Here is a 20,204-nt window from a genome sequence, read left to right on the forward strand (position 1 = left end):
TACTCTGGATCGAGGGGCGCGGCCCACCCCGCAGCTCTCCCCAGAGTCGAATCTCAAGAAAGGTGCCGACCGGCGTGGCTGACCGTCTCATCGTCCGTGGCGCTCGCGAGCACAACCTCAAGAACGTCTCGCTCGACCTTCCCCGTGACGCGCTCATCGTCTTCACGGGTCTCTCCGGCTCGGGCAAGTCGTCCCTCGCGTTCGACACGATCTTCGCCGAGGGGCAGCGTCGCTACGTCGAATCGCTCTCCTCCTACGCACGACAGTTCCTGGGCCAGATGGACAAGCCCGACGTGGACTTCATCGAGGGCCTGTCCCCGGCCGTGTCCATCGACCAGAAGTCGACCTCGCGCAACCCGCGCTCGACGGTCGGCACCATCACCGAGGTCTACGACTACCTCCGCCTGCTCTTCGCCCGCATCGGCAAGCCGCACTGCCCCGAGTGCCACCGGCCCATCTCCCGCCAGTCGCCGCAGGCGATCGTGGACAAGGTGCTGGAGCTGCCGGAGGGCAGCCGCTTCCAGGTGCTCTCGCCGCTGGTGCGCGAGCGCAAGGGAGAGTTCGCCGATCTCTTCTCCGACCTCCAGACCAAGGGCTACAGCCGGGCCCGGGTCGACGGGCAGACGATCCAGCTCAGCGAGCCGCCCAAGCTGAAGAAGCAGGAGAAGCACACCATCGAGGTGGTCGTCGACCGCCTCACCGTCAAGGACAGCGCCAAGCGCCGGCTGACCGACTCGGTCGAGACCGCGCTGGGCCTCTCGGGCGGCATGGTGATCCTGGACTTCGTCGACCTCGCCGAGGACGACCCCGAGCGTGAGCGGATGTATTCCGAGCACCTCTACTGCCCGTACGACGACCTCTCCTTCGAGGAGCTGGAGCCGCGCTCCTTCTCCTTCAACTCCCCCTTCGGAGCCTGCCCGGACTGCACCGGCATCGGCACCCGCATGGAGGTCGACCCGGAGCTGATCGTCCCGGACGAGGACAAGTCCCTCGACGAGGGCGCGATCAGCCCCTGGTCGCACGGCCACACCAAGGACTACTTCAGCCGCCTGGTCGGCGCCCTCGCCGACGAGCTCGGCTTCCGTACGGACATCCCCTGGGCCGGGCTGCCGCTGCGGGCCCGCAAGGCGCTGCTCAACGGCCACAAGACGCAGATCGAGGTGCGCTACCGCAACCGCTACGGACGCGAGCGCGCCTACACCACGGCCTTCGAGGGCGCGGTGCCGTTCGTCAAGCGGCGCCACTCCGAGGCCGAGAGCGACTCCAGCCGTGAGCGCTTCGAGGGCTATATGCGCGAGGTGCACTGCCCGACCTGCGAGGGCACCCGGCTCAAGCCGATCGTGCTCGCGGTCACCGTGCAGGAGCGGTCCATCGCCGATGTCGCCGCGATGTCGATCAGCGAGTGCGCCGACTTCCTGCGGGACATGAAGCTCACCGGCCGCGAGAAGAAGATCGCCGAGCGGGTCCTCAAGGAGGTCAACGAGCGGCTGAAGTTCCTCGTCGACGTCGGCCTGGACTATCTCTCGCTCAACCGCGCCGCCGGCACCCTCTCCGGCGGCGAGGCCCAGCGCATCCGCCTCGCCACCCAGATCGGCTCCGGCCTCGTCGGCGTGCTCTACGTCCTGGACGAGCCGTCCATCGGCCTCCACCAGCGCGACAACCACCGTCTCATCGAGACGCTGGTCCGCCTGCGCGACATGGGCAACACCCTGATCGTCGTCGAGCACGACGAGGACACCATCAAGGTCGCCGACTGGGTCGTGGACATCGGCCCCGGCGCCGGCGAGCACGGCGGCAAGGTCGTGCACAGCGGACCCCTCAAGGAGCTGCTGACCAACAAGGAGTCGATGACCGGGCAGTATCTGGTCGGCAAGAAGTCCATCGCCACACCGGACGTACGCCGGCCCGTGGACCTCGACCGTCAGCTGACGGTCCGCGGCGCCCGGGAGAACAACCTCCAGGACATCGACGTCTCCTTCCCGCTCGGCGTGCTCACGGCCGTCACCGGCGTGTCCGGCTCGGGCAAGTCGACGCTGGTCAACGACATCCTCTACACCCACCTCGCCCGCGAGATCAACGGCGCGCGGACCGTCCCCGGGCGGCACACGCGCGTGGACGGCGACGACCTCGTCGACAAGGTCGTCCACGTCGACCAGTCGCCCATCGGCCGTACGCCGCGCTCCAACCCGGCGACGTACACCGGCGTCTTCGACCACGTCCGCAAGCTCTTCGCGGAGACCATGGAGGCGAAGGTCCGCGGCTATCTGCCCGGCCGCTTCTCCTTCAACGTCAAGGGCGGCCGCTGCGAGAACTGCTCCGGCGACGGCACCATCAAGATCGAGATGAACTTCCTGCCGGACGTGTACGTGCCGTGCGAGGTCTGCCACGGCGCGCGCTACAACCGGGAGACCCTGGAGGTGCACTACAAGGGCAAGTCCATCGCCGAGGTGCTGGACATGCCCATCGAGGAGGCGCTCGACTTCTTCGAGGCGGTGCCGACCATCGCCCGGCACCTGCGCACGCTGCACGAGGTCGGCCTCGGCTACGTCCGTCTCGGGCAGTCCGCGCCGACGCTCTCCGGCGGCGAGGCCCAGCGGGTCAAGCTCGCCAGCGAGCTCCAGAAGCGCTCCACGGGCCGCACGGTGTACGTCCTGGACGAGCCGACCACGGGTCTGCACTTCGAGGACATCAGCAAGCTGATCTCGGTGCTGTCCGGCCTGGTCGACAAGGGCAACACGGTGATCGTCATCGAGCACAACCTCGATGTGATCAAGACGGCCGACTGGGTCGTCGACATGGGCCCCGAGGGCGGCAACGGCGGCGGCCTGGTCGTCGCGGAGGGCACGCCCGAGGAGGTGGCGTCCGTCCCGGCCAGCCACACGGGCAAGTTCCTGCGGGAGCTGCTGGGCGACCGGGTGAGCGATTCGCCTCCGGCGCGGAAGGTCGCGAAGAAGGCGTCAGCGGCGAAGAAGGCACCTGCCAGGAAGGCGGCCGCTCCGAAGAAGGCGGCGTCGCGGGCCAAGCGCGCCTGAGTGGTCGGTGCCGGTGTCCTCAATCGCCGGACGGGCTTTGTTGAGCCCGTCCGGCGATGTCACCCACCCAGCTCCGCCGCGTACGGCGGTTCCGCGCCCGCTCGGGAGCAGGTGAGGGCCGCGGCGCGGGCGGCGTAGGTCAGGATGTCGTGCCAGGCCGCCTCGCCGAGCTCCGCCGGCGCGGTGGGTGACAGGGCCGCGTGTGACGCGAGGCGGTGCAGCAGGGCCGCGTGCACGGTGTCGCCGGCGCCGATCGTGTCCACCACCGCGACCCGCTCCGCGGGCGCCTCGTACGTACGCCCCGCCCGGGTGTGGACGCTCAGGCCCTCCCCGCCGCGGGTGAGCACCACCGCGGCCGGGCCCGCCGCCAGCCACTCCTCCGGCGAGCCGCCCAGCCACCGGGCGTCCTCCGCCGACAGCTTCAGCAGCGTCACGTGCGGCAGCCAGGAGCGGAACCGGGCTCGGTAGGCGTCCGCGTCCGGGATCAGACCGGGGCGGATGTTCGGGTCGAGCACGGTGAACAGCCCGCGCTCCGCCTCGCGCCGCAGCAGCGCCTCGTACGCGCTCGCGCCCGGCTCCAGCACCAGCGAACAGGTCCCCAGGCTCAGCGCCACGGCCGCCTCCGGCAGCGGGCCCGGCAGCTCGAAGAGGCGGTCCGCGGTGCCCTGCGCGTAGAAGCCGTAGCCCGCCGACCCGTCCGCCGCGATGTCGGCCACCGCCAGCGTCGTGGGCTCGGGCCCGCGCCGTACCAGCGAGACGTCCACCCCGGCCGTGCGCAGGCCCTCCAGCAGCGCCTCGCCGAAGCCGTCCCGCGACACCCGTGAGCAGAAGGCGGCCGGTGATCCCAACCGGCCCAGGGCGACCGCGGTGTTGTACGGGCCGCCGCCGCGCCGGGGCAGCAGCGCCGGCAGGGCGCCCGGGCGCACGGCGCCGTCGGGCACGAGGTCGATCAGGGCCTCTCCGGCGACGACGATCACTGAGACAGTCCTTTCTCCGGCCGCGGTCGCCGCGGCGCTCTCGCGGACTCAGCCTGTCACGCCGTCGCGAGCACCGGAGGGGATCCGGGCGGAATATCGGCTGCCGGTAGGGTCGGGGCGTTGTATCCGCAGTTCGCAGCTCATGTTGGAGCCCCCATGACAAGCCCCTCCGGCCCCCTCTCGTCCCGCCGTACCGTGCTGTGCGGAGCGGTGCTGGCCGGCGCCGCCGGGCTCGGTGCCACGGCCTGCTCGGGCGGCGGCTCCGGCACCCCCAAGGGCCCCGCGACACCCACCGCTCCGGTGGACCTCGGGGCCCCGGCCGACATCCCGGTCGGCGGCGCGCGGCTCTACCGCGAGCAGCGGCTGGTGGTGTCGCAGCCCGTCAAGGGGGAGTACAAGGCGTTCAGCGCGGTGTGCACGCACGCGGGCTGCGTCGTCGACAAGGTCGAGGACGGGAAGGTCAGCTGCCCGTGTCACGGCAGCGAGTTCGACGCGACCAGCGGCAAGGTCCTCCGGGGCCCGGCGAGCGTGCCCCTGCCGGCCGTCCCCGTCAAGACGTCCGGCGGCAAGCTGATCGCGGGCCCGGACGCGTGAGTCCGCAGGGCGGACGCTGAGTCCGCACGGCGGACGCCTGAGACCCACAATGATGGACGCCTGGGAACACCCGATGAGTGCCTGAGACCACACGACGGACCCGCCTGGGACCGCACGGCGGATGCCTGGGGGCACCTCCATTGGAAGCCGGGAGCACCTGATGGGCCCCTGAGATCCACGGCGGACCCCTGGGACCGCACGGCGGACGCCCGGGACCACCCCCATCGGACCCCCGGGGCCCCCGACAACCGCCTGAGAGCCACCCGGCGAGCGCCCCTCAGCACCAGTCCCAGGCGATCCCCAGGATCCCCGGGCGTACCCCCGGCTCCACCAGGTGCACGCCGCGGTGGCGTCCCGCCAGCGTCAGCTCCTGCTGTCCGGTGCGCGGCGCGCCCGCCGAGCTCCGAGCGAAGCGGCGGCAGCGCACCGGCAGCGCGGTGGAGTCGAAGCGGACCTGGAGGACGTACTGCCCGCCCGCGAAGCTGAACCCGCGGACGTACTCGCTGCTCGGACCGCCCGTGCCGTCGTCGAAGCCGTAGCCGAAGACATACGTCTCCCCGGCGCGCAGGCGGTTGTCGAAGAGCAGCTCGGCGACGAGGACGCCCGACGCGGAGTGCCAGCGCACGCGCCCGAGCCGGCAGTTCTCCGTCGCCCTGACGGTCACGCGGCCGGGGTCGCACCCGGTGTCGCCGTGGTGGATGGCCACGTAGCGGTCCACGCCGTCCCGGTGCGCGCGCACCACGTGCTGGGAGTCCCGGCCGCGGAGCTCCCGGCCGGTGCCGATGAACACCCGCTCCAGGTGGCAGACGGTGTGCAGGCCGCCGTCGGCGGGCGATTCCAGTTCCGCGAGCAGCCGTTCGAGGGCCCGGGACTCCTCCACCAGCGCGCGGTACGAGCGCGTCGCGGGCCGCTCGCTCTCCGCCCGGGCGCCCACCGGCTCCAGCAGCCGGGTCAGGGCGTTCGCGGGCAGGTCCAGGACGTCCTCCAGCATCCGCACCGCTCGGAGCGACTCGGGCCGCTGCGGTCGCCGCGCGCCCTGCTGCCAGTAGCTGAGGCTCGTCACCCCCACCTGTACGCCGCGCTGCGCGAGCCGGTGCTGCACCCGGTGCAGGGCGAGGCCGCGGGTGCTCAGCGCGGTCCGCAGCGCCAGGTGGAAGGGGCCCGTGCGCAGCGCCCGGGCCAGCTCGGCCTCGGCTTCGGCCGCCTCTGCGCCGGTCCGTCCCATCCGTATCGCCCCTCTGTGAATATTCACAAGTGGTGAACGCGGCTCGGCCTGTTGAGCCGCCGTGATCCTCTTCGGCGGGCACCGGACGTTCACATCCGATACCCGCTGTTCACACCCGCGACCCACCCAGCATTGAAACCTGTTGACCGCTCACTGACAACACCCTGATGCTCCTCACCAGCGTCCGGACGCGCCTCCACCACCACCCCCCGCCTCGGGAGGAACGTCCATGTCCCGTGCATCGGCACAACTGAACAAGCCGGGAAGGCCCGGCATACGTGGCAGACGGCTGTCCGTCGCCGCCCTCGTCGCCGCAGCGCTGCTCGCCGTCCCCACCACGGCGAGCGCCGCGACCGTCGACCGGTCGACCCCCTTCTCGTCGAACTTCTCGTCGAACTTCGCGTCGAAGCAGCTCAACATCACCATGCAGGCCCAGCAGAAGAGCAACTGGTGCTGGGCGGCCTCGGGCAACACCATTGCCACCTGGTTCGGCCGCAAGTACAGCCAGAACCAGTTCTGCAACGCCGCCTTCAACCGGCAGCAGGGCACGGAGTGCCCCAACAACCAGGCCACCCTGGGCAATGTGCAGACCGCCTTCCGGTGGGCCGGCATCAACCCCGGCTCGTACGTGACCGGATGGCTGCGCTACCCGACCGTGCAGGGCGAGCTCAACGCCAACCGGCCCATCGAGACCCGTATCCAGTGGTCCTCCGGCGGAGGCCATATGCACGTCCTCTACGGGTACGACGACGCCAACTCCCTCGTCTACTGGGGCGACCCCTGGGGCTCCAACGACCGCTACAACTGGGGGTCGCACAGCTGGTACGTCGACAACGACCAGTTCTCCTGGACCCACTCGCTCTACAAGATCGGAGCGTGAGGTCATGACCACGCACAACAGGAAGCACGCGGCCCGTGCGGCGGCCGCCGGAGCCCTGACCGCCGCCTTCCTCGGGCTCGCGCCCCTCGCGCACGCCGCACCCGCCCCGCCGGCTCCCTCCGGCGCCGGGGTCTCCGCCGCCCACGAGGCGGCGGCAGCCCCCGCGACCCTCGCCACGCTCTCCCGCTTCTTCGCCCACGACGGCTCGATCGCCGAGGCGAAGGCGCGGCCGAGGATCGACGGCGCGACCGTGCCGGTCTACACGCTCGCCCCGGAGTTCGTGGCGGGCAAGGCGGGCGCACCCGTCGCCACGCTGGAGTTCCTGGCCAGCGAGGCGGTCGCCGCCGACGGCCGCAAGGCGTCGGTGTGGACCGCGCGGACCGGGGACAGCTGGAAGGTCGTCAACATCGCCACCGGCGACGACGAGACCCGCTACGCCGCCGAGGGCGCCCGCAGGCTCAGCGGGGGCACCGTCTTCCGCGAGCCGCAGATCGACGCCTGGTATGTACAGGGCGGCGACCGGGTGCTGCCGCTGGACGAGGACGCCACCCGGGCGATCGGCTCCGGCGGCACCACCGTCGCGGGCTACCAGGCCCGCGTCCACAAGGCCTACGGCGACAAGCTGCCCGGTTCCGCGTACGCCCGGAAGGGCCTCGCCGGCGGTTACGCGGGGCAGGGCGGCACGGCCCGGCAGGAGAACGCCGGGGACACCGCCGTGGCCGCCGCCCGGACCGATGACGGAGGCGGCGCGCTGATGCCCGCCGCCACCGCCACGGGGGCCGCGCTGGCCCTCGGGGCCTCCGCCGCGGTGGTCCGCCGGCTGCGTCGCCGCTGATCCGCGGCCCGCGAGCCGGGCCGTGAACAGGGGACGGCCCCACACCGTCCCGCCACCCCCCCGGTCCGGCCCCGGCGCCCCTGCGCCGGGGCCGGATGGCGCGCCGGGAGCGGCCCCTTCCGGGGGCGCGGGGCGCACCCCCGGCCCCGGCTCGGAGATGGAGTTGTCACTGCCCGCAAGTAGGGTGTGTGACATGGCCGACCCCAGCAGCTACCGACCCAAGCCGGGACAGATCCCCGACTCGCCGGGGGTCTACAAATTCCGCGACGAGCACGGCCGCGTGATCTACGTCGGGAAGGCGAAGAGCCTGCGCCAGCGGCTCTCCTCCTACTTCCAGGACCTCGCCGGCCTGCACCCGCGCACCCGCACCATGGTCACCACGGCCGCCTCCGTCGAGTGGACCGTGGTCTCCACCGAGGTCGAGGCGCTCCAGCTCGAATACTCCTGGATCAAGGAGTACGACCCGCGGTTCAACGTCAAATACCGCGACGACAAGAGCTATCCCTCCCTCGCGGTCACCCTGGGCGAGGAGTTCCCCCGGGTCCAGGTCATGCGCGGCCCCAAGAAGAAGGGCGTGCGCTATTTCGGCCCGTACGCCCACGCCTGGGCGATCCGCGAGACCGTCGACCTGATGCTGCGCGTCTTTCCCGTTCGGACCTGCTCGGCCGGGGTGTTCAAGCGCTCCGCCCAGATCGGCCGCCCCTGCCTGCTGGGCTACATCGGCAAGTGCTCCGCGCCCTGCGTCGGCCGGGTCTCCCCCGAGGAGCACCGCGAACTGGCCGAGGAGTTCTGCGATTTCATGGCCGGTCGCACCGGCGCGTATCTGCGCCGCCTGGAGGAGCGGATGCGCGAGGCCGCGGAGGAGATGGAGTACGAACGCGCCGCCCGGCTGCGGGACGACATAGAGGCGCTCCGGCGCGCCATGGAGAAGAACGCCGTCGTCCTCGCCGACGCCACCGACGCCGACCTGATCGCGGTCGCCGAGGACGAGTTGGAGGCCGCGGTCCAGATCTTCCACGTGCGCGGCGGGCGCGTGCGCGGCCAGCGCGGCTGGGTGACCGACAAGGTCGAGGCCGTCGACACCGCCGGCCTCGTCGAGCACGCCCTCCAGCAGCTCTACGGCGAGGAGAAGGGCGACGCGGTCCCCAAGGAGGTCCTCGTCCCCGCCCTGCCCGACCCCCTGGAGCCCGTCGCCCAGTGGCTCGGCGAGCGGCGCGGCGCCCGCGTCGACCTGCGCATCCCGCAGCGCGGCGACAAGAAGGACCTGATGGCCACGGTCCAGCGCAACGCCCAGCAGGCCCTCGTCCTGCACAAGACCAGGCGCGCCTCGGACCTGACCACCCGCTCCCGCGCCCTGGAGGAGATCGCCGAGGCCCTCGGCCTGGAGTCCGCGCCGCTGCGCATCGAGTGCTTCGACATCTCCCACCTCCAGGGGCAGGACGTGGTGGCGTCCATGGTCGTCTTCGAGGACGGCCTCGCCCGCAAGAGCGAGTACCGCCGCTTCCAGATCAAGGGCTTCGAGGGGCAGGACGACGTCCGCTCCATGCACGAGGTCATCGGCCGCCGCTTCCGCCGCTATCTCCAGGAGCAGCAGAAAGCGGGGGAGTGGTCCGAGGAGAACGCCGTCGAGGAGGACGGGACGGACCGCCCCGCGGAGGACCGGCCCAAGCGCTTCGCCTACCCGCCGCAGCTCGTGGTGGTCGACGGCGGACAGCCGCAGGTGGCGGCCGCCCGCCGGGCGCTGGACGAGCTCGGCGTCAGCGATGTGGCCGTCTGCGGCCTCGCCAAGCGGCTGGAGGAGGTCTGGCTGCCCGGCGACGACGATCCCGTCGTCCTGCCGCGCACCAGCGAGGGCCTCTACCTCCTGCAGCGGGTCCGTGACGAGGCTCACCGCTTCGCCATCTCCTACCAGCGCAGCAAACGGTCCAAGGCGCTGCGGTCCGGGCCGCTGGACGCCGTCGCCGGACTGGGCGACACGCGCAAGAAGGCGCTGCTCAAGCACTTCGGATCGGTCAAGCGGCTGCGGGCCGCGACAATCGAGCAGATCTGCGAAACACCCGGCATCGGCCGCAAGACGGCGGAGACGATCGCCGCGGCGCTCGCCGCCTCGGCCCCGCCCGCCCCGGCCGTCAACACCGCGACTGGCGAGATCATGGACGATGCGGAGGAATGATGGACGTGGACGGCGGCACCGCCGGCCGCCCGCGGAGCGCGGGCGCCCGGGGGCGGGCGCGCGGGTCATGGACACCGGAAGACCGCAGTATGGAGGACGGGGCCGCAGCCGCGGCGCCGTCGGCAGAACGGGGGTAGCAGCATGACCGGGACCGATCGAGACGGAGCACAGGTGAGTACGGGCACGACGGCGGACGCGGCCGGCGAGGCGACGGGCATCCCCGAACTGGTGATCATCTCCGGCATGTCGGGGGCGGGCCGCAGCACCGCCGCCAAGTGTCTGGAGGACCTCGGCTGGTTCGTCGTGGACAACCTGCCGCCCGCCCTGATCCCCACCATGGTGGACCTCGGCGCCCGCTCGCAGGGCAATGTGGCCCGTATCGCCGTGGTCGTGGACGTCCGCGGCCGGCGCTTCTTCGACAACCTCCGGGAGTCCCTCGCGGACCTGGCCGCCAAGAAGGTCAAGCGCCGCGTGATCTTCCTGGAGGCGTCCGACGACGCCCTGGTGCGCCGCTTCGAGTCCGTCCGCCGCCCGCACCCGCTCCAGGGCTCCGGGCGCATCGTGGACGGCATCGCCGCGGAGCGCGACCTGCTGCGCGAGCTGAGAGGCGACGCCGACCTGGTGATCGACACCTCCAGCCTCAACGTCCACGAGCTGCGCGCCAAGATGGACGCCCAGTTCGCCGGCGAGGAGGAGCCGGAGCTGCGCGCCACGGTGATGTCCTTCGGCTACAAGTACGGTCTGCCCGTCGACGCCGACCTGGTGGTGGACTGCCGCTTCCTGCCCAACCCGCACTGGGTCCCGGAGCTGCGCCCCTTCACCGGCCTCAACGAGGAGGTCTCGGGCTACGTCTTCAACCAGCCCGGCGCCAAGGAGTTCCTCGACCGCTACACCGAGCTCCTCCAGCTCATCGCCGCGGGCTACCGCCGCGAGGGCAAGCGCTATGTGACCATCGCGGTCGGCTGCACCGGCGGCAAGCACCGCTCCGTCGCGATGTCCGAGAAGCTCGCCCACCGTCTGGTCTCGGAGGGTGTCGAGACCGTCGTCGTCCACAGGGACATGGGGCGCGAGTGACCGGCCGTTCGTTCCGGCTGCGCCGGGTCCGCCGTCTCGACCCCGCCCGCGGCGGCGGCCGGGGTAACGGGCGTGCGGGCCGCGGGGCGCAGCCCAAGGTCGTCGCCCTCGGCGGCGGCCACGGCCTGTCGGCGTCGCTCACCGCGCTGCGCCGGATCACCGGGGACCTCACGGCCGTCGTCACCGTCGCCGACGACGGCGGCTCCAGCGGCCGCCTCCGCGACGAGCTGGGCGTGCTGCCCCCCGGGGACCTCCGCAAGGCCCTCGCCGCGCTGTGCGGCGACGACGACTGGGGCCAGACCTGGGCCCGGGTGATCAAGCACCGCTTCGCCAGCGAGGGCGACCTGCACGGCCACGCCGTCGGCAATCTGCTGATCGTCGCCCTGTGGGAACAGCTCGGCGACCACGTCCAGGCCCTGGACCTGGTCGGCAAGCTGCTCGGCGCGCACGGCCGGGTGCTGCCCATGTCGGCGGTGCCGCTGGAGCTCCAGGCGCTCGTACGGGGCCACGACCCGGCCGCCCCGGAGGCGATCAGCACCGTCCGCGGCCAGGCCACCGTGGCGCTCACCCCCGGCGAGGTGCAGTCCGTGCACGTCGTGCCGGAGGACCCGCCGGCGGTGCCGGAGGCCGTCGAGGCGGTGCTGGACGCGGACTGGGTGGTGCTCGGTCCGGGGTCCTGGTTCTCCTCCGTCATCCCCCATCTGCTGGTGCCCGAGCTCCTCGACGCGCTGCGGCACACCAAGGCCCGGCGTGTCCTCTCGCTGAACCTCGCGCCGCAGCCCGGTGAAACAGATGGCTTCTCCCCGCAGCGTCATTTGGAGGTTTTGGCCCGACACGCCCCTAAACTCGCCCTGGACGTGGTGCTGGCCGACGAGGCCGCCGTGCCCGACCGCGAGAGCCTCACCGACGCCGCCAAGCGACTCGGGGCCGCGGTCGAGCTGGCGCCGGTCGCCGCTCCCGACGGCTCCCCGACGCACGACCCGGAGCTGTTGGCCGCCGCGTACGACCGTATTTTTCGGATGCATGGAAGGATCGGCCCATGGCGATGACGGCAGCGGTGAAGGATGAAATCTCCCGGCTCCCCGTCACCCGGACCTGCTGCCGGAAAGCGGAGGTCTCGGCGATCCTGCGGTTCGCGGGCGGTCTGCATCTGGTCAGCGGGCGGATCGTGATCGAGGCGGAGCTGGACACCGGGATCGCCGCCCGGCGGCTCCGCAAGGACATCCTGGAGATCTTCGGACACGCCTCCGACCTGGTGGTGATGGCCCCCGGCGGGTTGCGCCGCGGCAGCCGGTACGTGGTGCGGGTGGTGGCGGGCGGTGACCAGCTCGCCCGCCAGACCGGTCTGGTCGACGGCCGCGGCCGGCCGATCCGTGGGCTGCCCCCGCAGGTGGTCTCCGGCGCCACGTGCGACGCCGAGGCGGCCTGGCGGGGCGCGTTCCTGGCCCACGGCTCGCTCACCGAGCCCGGCCGCTCCTCCTCCCTGGAGGTCACCTGCCCGGGCCCGGAGGCGGCCCTCGCCCTGGTCGGCGCGGCCCGCCGGCTGCAGATCGCGGCCAAGGCGCGCGAGGTCCGCGGTGTGGACCGGGTCGTCGTCCGGGACGGTGACGCCATCGGCGCGCTGTTGACGCGGCTGGGCGCGCACGAGTCCGTGCTCGCCTGGGAGGAGCGCCGGATGCGCCGCGAGGTGCGGGCCACGGCCAACCGCCTCGCCAACTTCGACGACGCCAACCTGCGCCGCTCGGCGCGGGCCGCCGTGGCGGCCGGTGCCCGTGTGCAGCGGGCCCTGGAGATCCTCGGCGAGGAGGTGCCCGAGCACCTCGCGGCCGCCGGCCGGCTGCGCATGGAGCACAAGCAGGCCTCCCTGGAGGAGCTGGGCGCCCTCGCCGACCCGCCGCTGACCAAGGACGCCGTCGCCGGGCGGATCCGGCGGCTGCTGGCCATGGCCGACAAGCGCGCCCAGGACCTCGGCATCCCGGGCACCGAGTCCAACCTCTCCGACCTCTCGGACCTGTCCGAGGAGATGGCCGAGGGCATGGTCGGCTGACCTGCTCCGATGGCCCCACCGCCCCCCGCGGCCGATGCCGCCGGGGGCGGTCGTCCGCCCGGCCCGACGGGCTTCGCCCCCTGAGGCGGCATTGACATGATCATGCTGTCTCGCCAGCCTTGGCGTCCGTGTATCGACGTGGCACACAACAGCAAGGGGGGCTCATGAGACGCAGAACGAGACCGCTCGTGGGACTGGGGGCAGCGGCTTCGCTGTTACTCGGCGGACTGGCCGCGGCGCCCTTCGCACAGGCACAGCCCAAACCCACCGCGGACGCCGAGGGGATCTCCGCGTGGACCGCCGAGGTCACCGCCGCGCAGGTCCCGCTCCTGATCGAGGCGGGCGCCGACGGGCACGAGCTGGGGGAGAAGATCCCCGCCGGCCGCACCGCCCCGGTCGAGCTCCACCTCACCGGTCAGCAGGCCGAGGCGCTGCGCCGGAAGGGCGTGGACCTCACCGAGAAGCGCCTGGCCCGCGCGACCCAGGAGAAGCTCAAGGCCGCGGGCGACGGCGTCTTCCGCCCGTACAGCGGAGAGCGCGGCCTCAAGCGCGAGATCACCGACACCGCCGCGGCCCACCCCGGTCTCACCAAGGTCGTCAGCATCGGCAAGACCGTGCGCGGTCAGGACATCCTCGCCCTGAAGCTGACCAAGAACGCCCGCGCGACCCGCGACGGCGACAAGCCCGCCGTGCTCTACATGTCCAATCAGCACGCCCGCGAGTGGATCACGCCGGAGATGACCCGGCGGCTGATGCACCACTACCTCGACCATTACGGCAAGGACCAGCGGATCACCCAACTGGTCGACCGGACCGAGCTGTGGTTCCTGCTCTCCGCCAACCCCGACGGCTACGACTACACCTTCGAGTCCCCCGCCACCCGGCTGTGGCGCAAGAACCTGCGCGACAACAACGGCGACGGCAAGATCGCCCCCGGCGACGGCGTCGACCTCAACCGCAACTTCTCCTATAAGTGGGGCTACGACAACGAGGGTTCCTCCCCGCGCCCGGCCTCCGAGACCTACCGCGGCCCGGCGGCCGCCTCCGAGCCGGAGACCAAGGCCGTCGACGCCTTCCAGAAGCGGGTCCGCTTCCGCTACGCCATCAACTACCACTCGGCCGCCGAACTCCTGCTCTACGGCGTCGGCTGGCAGGTGGCCACCCCCACCCCGGACGACGTCCTCTACCGGGCGCTGGCCGGCACCCCGGAGAAGTCCGCGATCCCCGGCTACCACCCCCAGCTCTCCTCCGAGCTCTACACCACCAACGGCGAGGCCGACGGCCACGCGGCCAACGTCAACGGGACGATGATGTTCACCCCCGAGATGTCGACCTGCCAGACGGCCTCCAAGGTGGACCCCGACGACCCCTGGAAGCCCGCCGACTGCCGCTCGGGCTTCACCTTCCCCGACGACGAGAAGCTGATCCAGCAGGAGTTCGCGAAGAACATCCCCTTCGCCCTCTCCGTCGCCGAGACCGCCGCCCACCCCGACCGCCCCGCCTCCTCGGCCGTCCTGGCCGCCCCCGACTTCACTCCCCACGCCTTCACCACCTCCTACACCCGCGACGAGCGGCAGCCGGTCGCCGTCACCGCCCGCAAGAGCCTGCGCGACAAGCGCCTCAACTACCGCGTCGACGGCGGCCGTACGCACACCGAGCCGCTGAAGGCGTGGGAGGGCGGCGACCGCTACGGCGGCGAGGACAACCTCCGCTTCGACCAGTACCGCGCCACGGTCGAGGACGCCGAACCCGGCTCGACCGTGCGGGTCTGGTTCACCGGACGTACGCCCGAGGGCAAGACGACCGCCAGTGAGCCGTTCACCTTCACGGTCGCCGAGCGGCCGCGCGCCGACACCCTGGTCCTCGCCGACGAGGGCGGCACCGCCCCCTCCGGGAACGTCGCCGCCTACACCAAGGCCCTCGCCGACAACGGCCGCAAGGCCGCCGTCTGGGACGTTGCCAAGCAGGGCACGCCGAACGCGCTCGGTGTGCTCGGCCACTTCACGAGCGTCGTCTGGTACTCCGGCGCCAACCAGCCCGGCGGCGACACGCTGCTCGCCGTGCGCGACTTCTTGAACGAGGGCGGCAAGCTCGTCACCGCGGGCCCCCAAGCGGGCGGCGAGGCACGGGTCGGCAAGGCCGACACCAATGACTTCAGCCAGTACTACCTGGGCGCGGGCGGCCGGATCGCGCACTCGGCGCCGCCGCGCTTCACCGGCGCGGGCAGACTCGCGGGCACCTCGGCCGTCCTGGCCGGCCCCACCGGCGGCCCGCCGGCGACCGCGGGCGCCTACAGCTCCATCTCCGACGAGCTGCCGCCCGCGACCTTCCCGCGGTTCCGCAGCGAGTCCGCCGGTGACTACGCCGGCGTACGGTCCCCCTTCCAGCCCTACGAAGGCGCCTGGATGGCCGCCGCCCCCCACCAGGACAACTCCTGGATGCGGCTGTCGCGCACCATCGACCTGACCGGAGCGGGCGCCGCGGACAAGCCGAGCCTGGGCCTTCGCCTCAGCCTCGACACCGAGCGGGGCTACGACAACGCCGTCGTGGAAGCCCGTACGGCCGGCCAGGACGACTGGACCACGCTGCCCGACGCGAACGGCGGTACCGGGCGGACCACGCCCACCGACTGCGCCGCCGCCGTCCACCTCCACCCCTTCCTCGGCCACTACCTCACCGTCGGTGACGACACGTGCGAGGCCAAGGGCACCACGGGCGCCTGGCACAGCTTCAGCGGGCCGACCACCGGGTGGCGGCAAGTCTCCTTCGACCTGAGCGCGTACGCCGGCAAGAAGACGGAGGTGGCCCTCTCCTACATCACCGACGGCGGCGACGGCGGCCGCGGCGTCTTCGCGGACAACGCCACCGTCACCATCGGTGGCACCGAGCGCGCCGAGGGCTTCGAGACCTCGCTGGGGGACTGGGCGACGCCCGGCGCACCGGCCGGCAGTCCCGGCAATACCGGAGACTGGGCGCGCTCGCAAGAGCTCATCCGCTTCTCCGCGGGCATCACCACCCGCGACACGGTGCTGCTGGGCTTCGGTCTGGAGCACGTCCAAGACACCCGGGAGCGCGCCAAGCTCCTCGGCGCCGCCCTGCGCGCCATCGACGGCTGACACCCCACAGCGCCGCGCGACTCGGGCCCCGGTCCGAGGGCGCGCAATTGTGCCTGAGGCCGCCCACTTGTGCAAGACCCTTCAATGTCACATACCTCTCTACTTAGAGGTAGGGTCGTTGGTGGTCGGGGACTTCCCATACAGCCGCCGGCGGACAGACCGGCAAACCAACGAGGAGATCGGTTCGTGACGATCCGCGTAGGCATCAACGGCTTTGGCCGTATCGGTCGTAACTACTTCCGCGCGCTGCTCGAGCAGGGTGCGGACATCGAGATCGTCGGTGTCAACGACCTGACCGACAACGCCACCCTGGTCCACCTGCTCAAGTACGACACCATCCTGGGTCGTCTGAAGCAGGAGGTCAGCCACACCGACGACTCCATCACCGTCGGCTCCCAGACCTTCAAGACGATGGCCGAGCGCGACCCGGCGAACCTGCCGTGGGCCGAGCTCGGCGCCGACATCGTCATCGAGTCCACCGGCATCTTCACCAAGAAGGCCGACGCCGCGAAGCACATCGCGGCCGGCGCCAAGAAGGTCCTGATCTCCGCGCCCGCCAAGGACGAGGACATCACGATCGTCATGGGCGTCAACCACGACAAGTACGACGCGGCCAACCACCACGTCATCTCCAACGCCTCCTGCACCACCAACTGCGTGGCGCCCATGGCGAAGGTCCTCGACGAGAGCTTCGGCATCGTCAAGGGCATGATGACCACGGTCCACGCGTACACCAACGACCAGCGGATCCTGGACTTCCCGCACTCCGACCTGCGCCGCGCCCGCGCCGCCGCGGAGAACATCATCCCGACCTCGACGGGTGCCGCCAAGGCCACCGCCCTGGTCCTCCCGCAGCTCAAGGGCAAGCTGGACGGCATCGCCATGCGCGTCCCGGTCCCGACCGGCTCGGTCACCGACCTGGTTCTCGAGCTCGACCGCGAGACCACCAAGGAAGAGATCAACGCCGCCTTCCAGAAGGCCGCCGAGGGTCAGCTCAAGGGCATCCTCGAGTACACCGAGGACGCGATCGTCTCCTCCGACATCGTGAACTGGCCGGCCTCCTGCACCTTCGACTCCTCCCTGACCATGGTCCAGGGCAGCCAGGTCAAGGTCGTCGGCTGGTACGACAACGAGTGGGGCTACTCCAACCGTCTGGTCGACCTGACCGTCTTCGTCGGCGGTCAGCTCTGATCTGTGGCCTGCTGTACGGTCACAGGCACTGAGATGTAGGGGACGGGGCTCGTGCGACGCGATGGAGCGTCGTACGGGCCCCGTGCCATGACCAGCCGCTACGTCACCGGAGTCACTGCATGAAGACGATCGACGAACTCCTCCAGGACGGCGTCGAGGGCAAGCGGATCTTCGTCCGCGCCGACCTCAATGTGCCGCTGGACGGCACCACCATCACCGACGACGGCCGGATCCGCGCCGTCGCGCCGACGATCGCCAAGCTCGCCGCCGCGGGCGCCAAGGTGATCGTCGCCTCCCACCTGGGCCGTCCCAAGGGCGCCCCGGACCCCCAGTACTCCCTCGCCCCGGCCGCGGCGCGGCTCGGCGAGATCCTGGGCAAGAGCGTCTCGTTCGCCACCGACACGGTGGGCGACAGCGCGAAGGCCACCGTCGCCGCACTGGCGAACGGCGAGGTCACGCTGCTGGAGAACCTCCGCTTCAACGCGGGCGAGACGAGCAAGGACGACGCCGAGCGCGGCGCGTTCGCCGACGAGCTGGCGGCCCTGGCCGACCTGTACGTGGGTGACGGCTTCGGTGCCGTGCACCGCAAGCACGCCTCGGTCTTCGACCTCCCGGCGCGCCTGCCGCACGCCGCCGGTGACCTGATCGCCACCGAGGTCGGCGTCCTGAAGAAGCTCACCGAGGACGTCGCGCGGCCCTACGTCGTCGTCCTCGGCGGCGCCAAGGTCTCCGACAAGCTGGGTGTCATCGACAACCTGCTGGAGAAGGCCGACCGCATCCTCATCGGCGGCGGCATGTCCTACACCTTCCTCAAGGCCAAGGGCCACGAGGTGGGCATCTCGCTGCTGCAGGAGGACCAGGTCCCGGTCTGCCTGGAGTACCTGGCGCGGGCCGAGAAGCGCGGCGTGGAGTTCGTCCTCCCCGTCGACGTCCTGGTCTCGGCCGACTTCCCGGACCTGAAGACCAAGGCCCCGGCCAACCCCGACCTCGTCGCCGCGGACGCCATCCCGGCCGACAAGGAGGGCCTGGACATCGGCCCGAAGACCCGTGAGCTCTACGCCTCGAAGCTCGCCGACGCGGGCACGGTCTTCTGGAACGGCCCCATGGGTGTCTTCGAGCACCCCGACTACGCCAACGGCACCAAGGCCGTGGCGCAGGGTCTCCTCGACAGCTCCGCCTTCACCGTCGTCGGCGGTGGCGACTCGGCCGCGGCCGTGCGCACCCTGGGCTTCGACGAGACCGCTTTCGGCCACATTTCGACCGGTGGCGGCGCCAGCCTCGAGTACCTCGAGGGCAAGACGCTCCCCGGCCTCGCCGCACTGGAGGACTGAACCACCGTGAGTGATCGCACCCCGCTGATGGCGGGCAACTGGAAGATGAACCTCAACCACCTCGAGGCCATCGCGCACGTCCAGAAGCTCTCCTTCGCGCTCGCCGACAAGGACTACGACGCCACCGAGGTCGCCGTCCTGCCGCCCTTCACCGACCTGCGCTCGGTCCAGACGCTGGTCGACGGCGACAAGCTCAAGATCAAGTACGGCGCCCAGGACCTCTCGGCGTACGACTCCGGTGCGTACACCGGTGAGATCTCCGGCGCGATGCTGTCCAAGCTCAAGTGCACCTACGTGGCGATCGGGCACTCCGAGCGCCGCCAGTACCACGCCGAGACGGACGAGATCTGCAACGCCAAGGTCAAGGCCGCCTACCGGCACGGGCTCACCCCGATCCTGTGCGTCGGCGAGGGCCTGGACGTCCGCAAGGCCGGCAACCAGGTCCAGCACACGCTGGCCCAGGTCGACGGCGCCCTGAAGGACATCCCGGCCGAGCACGCCGAGACCATCGTCGTCGCCTACGAGCCCGTCTGGGCCATCGGCACCGGCGAGGTCGCCACCCCCGAGGACGCGCAGGAGGTCTGCGGCGCCATCCGCGGCCGCCTCGCCGAGCTCTACGGCCGTGAGGTCGCGGACAAGATCCGCATCCAGTACGGCGGCTCCGTCAAGTCCGGCAACATCGCCGCGATCATGGCGCAGCCGGACGTCGACGGCGCCCTGATCGGCGGCGCCGCCCTGGACGCGGACGAGTTCGTCAAGATCGTCCGTTTCCGGGACCAGTAGGCAGCGCTATGACGACGGGGGTCCCCCGTCGTACCCTGTCGGGGCCGGGACCGGTGCATCCGCACCGCCCGGCCCCACTCCGTTCAGAGATCCGAGAGAGTTGGTCAAGCCGTGGTCATGGGGTTCTCGATCGCCCTCATCGTCTTCAGCCTGCTGATGATGATGCTGGTGCTCATGCACAAGGGGAAGGGCGGCGGCCTCTCCGACATGTTCGGTGGCGGCATGCAGTCCTCCGTCGGCGGCTCCTCGGTCGCCGAGCGCAACCTCGACCGCATCACCGTGGTCGTCGGTCTGCTGTGGTTCGCGTGCATTGTCGCACTCGGCCTGCTGATGAAGCTCGATAGCTGACGTACCGTCGTGGACGCGGCCTATCATTGGGGTCGCGTCCTCGCGGCTGGGCTGTAACTCCTGCCACTGGACGCGCGTTGGGCCTTACGTAGACTGGAGCGCCCGCAGCGGAGCCGTTCACGACCCCGCGGCGCAGCCGGTATTCGGCACAGTGCAGCACCATTACGCAGGGAGTTACGACCGTGGCAAGTGGCAACGCGATCCGAGGAAGTCGGGTCGGAGCGGGGCCGATGGGGGAGGCCGAGCGGGGCGAGTCCGCGCCGCGCCTCCGCATCTCCTTCTGGTGCTCCAACGGGCACGAGACGCAGCCGAGCTTCGCCAGTGACGCACAGGTGCCGGACACCTGGGACTGCCCGCGCTGCGGCTTCCCGGCCGGCCAGGACCGGGACAGTCCGCCCGACCCGCCGCGCACCGAGCCGTACAAGACCCACCTCGCCTATGTGCGCGAGCGGCGCAGCGACGCGGACGGCGAGGCCATCCTCGCCGAGGCGTTGGCCAAGCTCCGCGGAGAGATCTGAGCGGCACCACACATCGACACCATTCGAGCGGCCCGGCCGCGCACCTGCCCAGGGCGCGCGCCGGGCCGCTCGACGTCTCA

The 20,204-nt window shown here is 71.4% G+C and carries 16 protein-coding genes; 14 read left to right on the plus strand and 2 right to left on the minus strand.

What is annotated here, in order from left to right:
- The first annotated feature begins 74 nt into the window (after window positions 1-74).
- Window positions 75-3,032 (plus strand): excinuclease ABC subunit UvrA, encoded by a 2,958-nt coding sequence (gene uvrA, locus ACZ303_RS01280; protein ID WP_467333805.1) that lies wholly within the window; start codon window positions 75-77, stop codon window positions 3,030-3,032.
- Window positions 3,033-3,091: 59 nt separating this feature from the next.
- Here the strand turns inward: uvrA and ACZ303_RS01285 are convergent, their stop codons facing one another.
- Window positions 3,092-4,009 (minus strand): carbohydrate kinase family protein, encoded by a 918-nt coding sequence (locus ACZ303_RS01285; RefSeq protein WP_467333807.1) that lies wholly within the window; start codon window positions 4,007-4,009, stop codon window positions 3,092-3,094.
- Between the two features lie 156 nt (window positions 4,010-4,165).
- Between ACZ303_RS01285 and ACZ303_RS01290 the strand changes: the two genes are divergently transcribed.
- A complete protein-coding gene (locus ACZ303_RS01290) occupies window positions 4,166-4,603 on the plus strand; it encodes a Rieske (2Fe-2S) protein (protein ID WP_467333809.1) in 438 nt (145 codons plus the stop codon).
- Window positions 4,604-4,880: 277 nt separating this feature from the next.
- Here the strand turns inward: ACZ303_RS01290 and ACZ303_RS01295 are convergent, their stop codons facing one another.
- Window positions 4,881-5,828 (minus strand): hypothetical protein, encoded by a 948-nt coding sequence (locus ACZ303_RS01295; protein WP_467333811.1) that lies wholly within the window; start codon window positions 5,826-5,828, stop codon window positions 4,881-4,883.
- 229 nt (window positions 5,829-6,057) lie between these two features.
- On the opposite strand from ACZ303_RS01295, the gene ACZ303_RS01300 reads away from it, so the two are divergent.
- From ACZ303_RS01300 to ACZ303_RS01355, 12 genes are all read left to right on the plus strand, one after another.
- Complete coding sequence (locus ACZ303_RS01300; RefSeq protein ID WP_467333813.1) at window positions 6,058-6,708, plus strand: papain-like cysteine protease family protein; 651 nt, start codon at window positions 6,058-6,060, stop codon at window positions 6,706-6,708.
- 4 nt (window positions 6,709-6,712) lie between these two features.
- The gene (locus ACZ303_RS01305) at window positions 6,713-7,543 is read left to right on the plus strand and encodes a hypothetical protein (RefSeq protein WP_467333815.1); all 831 of its coding nucleotides are present in this window, start codon (window positions 6,713-6,715) and stop codon (window positions 7,541-7,543) included.
- A gap of 193 nt (window positions 7,544-7,736) precedes the next feature.
- A complete protein-coding gene (gene uvrC / locus ACZ303_RS01310; RefSeq protein ID WP_467333817.1) occupies window positions 7,737-9,716 on the plus strand; it encodes an excinuclease ABC subunit UvrC in 1,980 nt (659 codons plus the stop codon).
- 141 nt (window positions 9,717-9,857) lie between these two features.
- Complete coding sequence (rapZ, locus tag ACZ303_RS01315) at window positions 9,858-10,790, plus strand: RNase adapter RapZ (RefSeq protein ID WP_467333819.1); 933 nt, start codon at window positions 9,858-9,860, stop codon at window positions 10,788-10,790.
- Complete coding sequence (locus ACZ303_RS01320; protein ID WP_467333821.1) at window positions 10,787-11,839, plus strand: gluconeogenesis factor YvcK family protein; 1,053 nt, start codon at window positions 10,787-10,789, stop codon at window positions 11,837-11,839. The genes rapZ and ACZ303_RS01320 overlap by 4 nt, the downstream gene beginning before the upstream one ends.
- Window positions 11,830-12,837, plus strand: coding sequence for a DNA-binding protein WhiA (whiA, locus tag ACZ303_RS01325; protein WP_071964484.1), 1,008 nt, complete (start codon window positions 11,830-11,832; stop codon window positions 12,835-12,837). Before ACZ303_RS01320 ends, whiA begins: the two co-directional genes overlap by 10 nt.
- A gap of 164 nt (window positions 12,838-13,001) precedes the next feature.
- Window positions 13,002-15,953, plus strand: coding sequence for a M14 family metallopeptidase (locus tag ACZ303_RS01330; protein WP_467333823.1), 2,952 nt, complete (start codon window positions 13,002-13,004; stop codon window positions 15,951-15,953).
- 186 nt (window positions 15,954-16,139) lie between these two features.
- Entirely contained in the window at window positions 16,140-17,144 is a 1,005-nt protein-coding gene (gap, locus tag ACZ303_RS01335) for a type I glyceraldehyde-3-phosphate dehydrogenase (RefSeq protein ID WP_467333825.1), read from the plus strand.
- A gap of 119 nt (window positions 17,145-17,263) precedes the next feature.
- Window positions 17,264-18,475, plus strand: coding sequence for a phosphoglycerate kinase (locus ACZ303_RS01340; RefSeq protein WP_467333827.1), 1,212 nt, complete (start codon window positions 17,264-17,266; stop codon window positions 18,473-18,475).
- A 6-nt stretch (window positions 18,476-18,481) separates the two neighbouring features.
- Entirely contained in the window at window positions 18,482-19,258 is a 777-nt protein-coding gene (gene tpiA, locus ACZ303_RS01345; RefSeq protein WP_467333830.1) for a triose-phosphate isomerase, read from the plus strand.
- A gap of 117 nt (window positions 19,259-19,375) precedes the next feature.
- Window positions 19,376-19,606: a preprotein translocase subunit SecG gene (gene secG / locus ACZ303_RS01350; RefSeq protein ID WP_184730779.1), complete on the plus strand. Its 231-nt coding sequence runs from the start codon at window positions 19,376-19,378 to the stop codon at window positions 19,604-19,606.
- A 182-nt stretch (window positions 19,607-19,788) separates the two neighbouring features.
- Window positions 19,789-20,124 (plus strand): RNA polymerase-binding protein RbpA, encoded by a 336-nt coding sequence (locus ACZ303_RS01355; RefSeq protein WP_079110552.1) that lies wholly within the window; start codon window positions 19,789-19,791, stop codon window positions 20,122-20,124.
- Window positions 20,125-20,204: the final 80 nt, after the last annotated feature.

It is taken from the genome of Streptomyces sp. NPDC023527 (assembly GCF_055560115.1).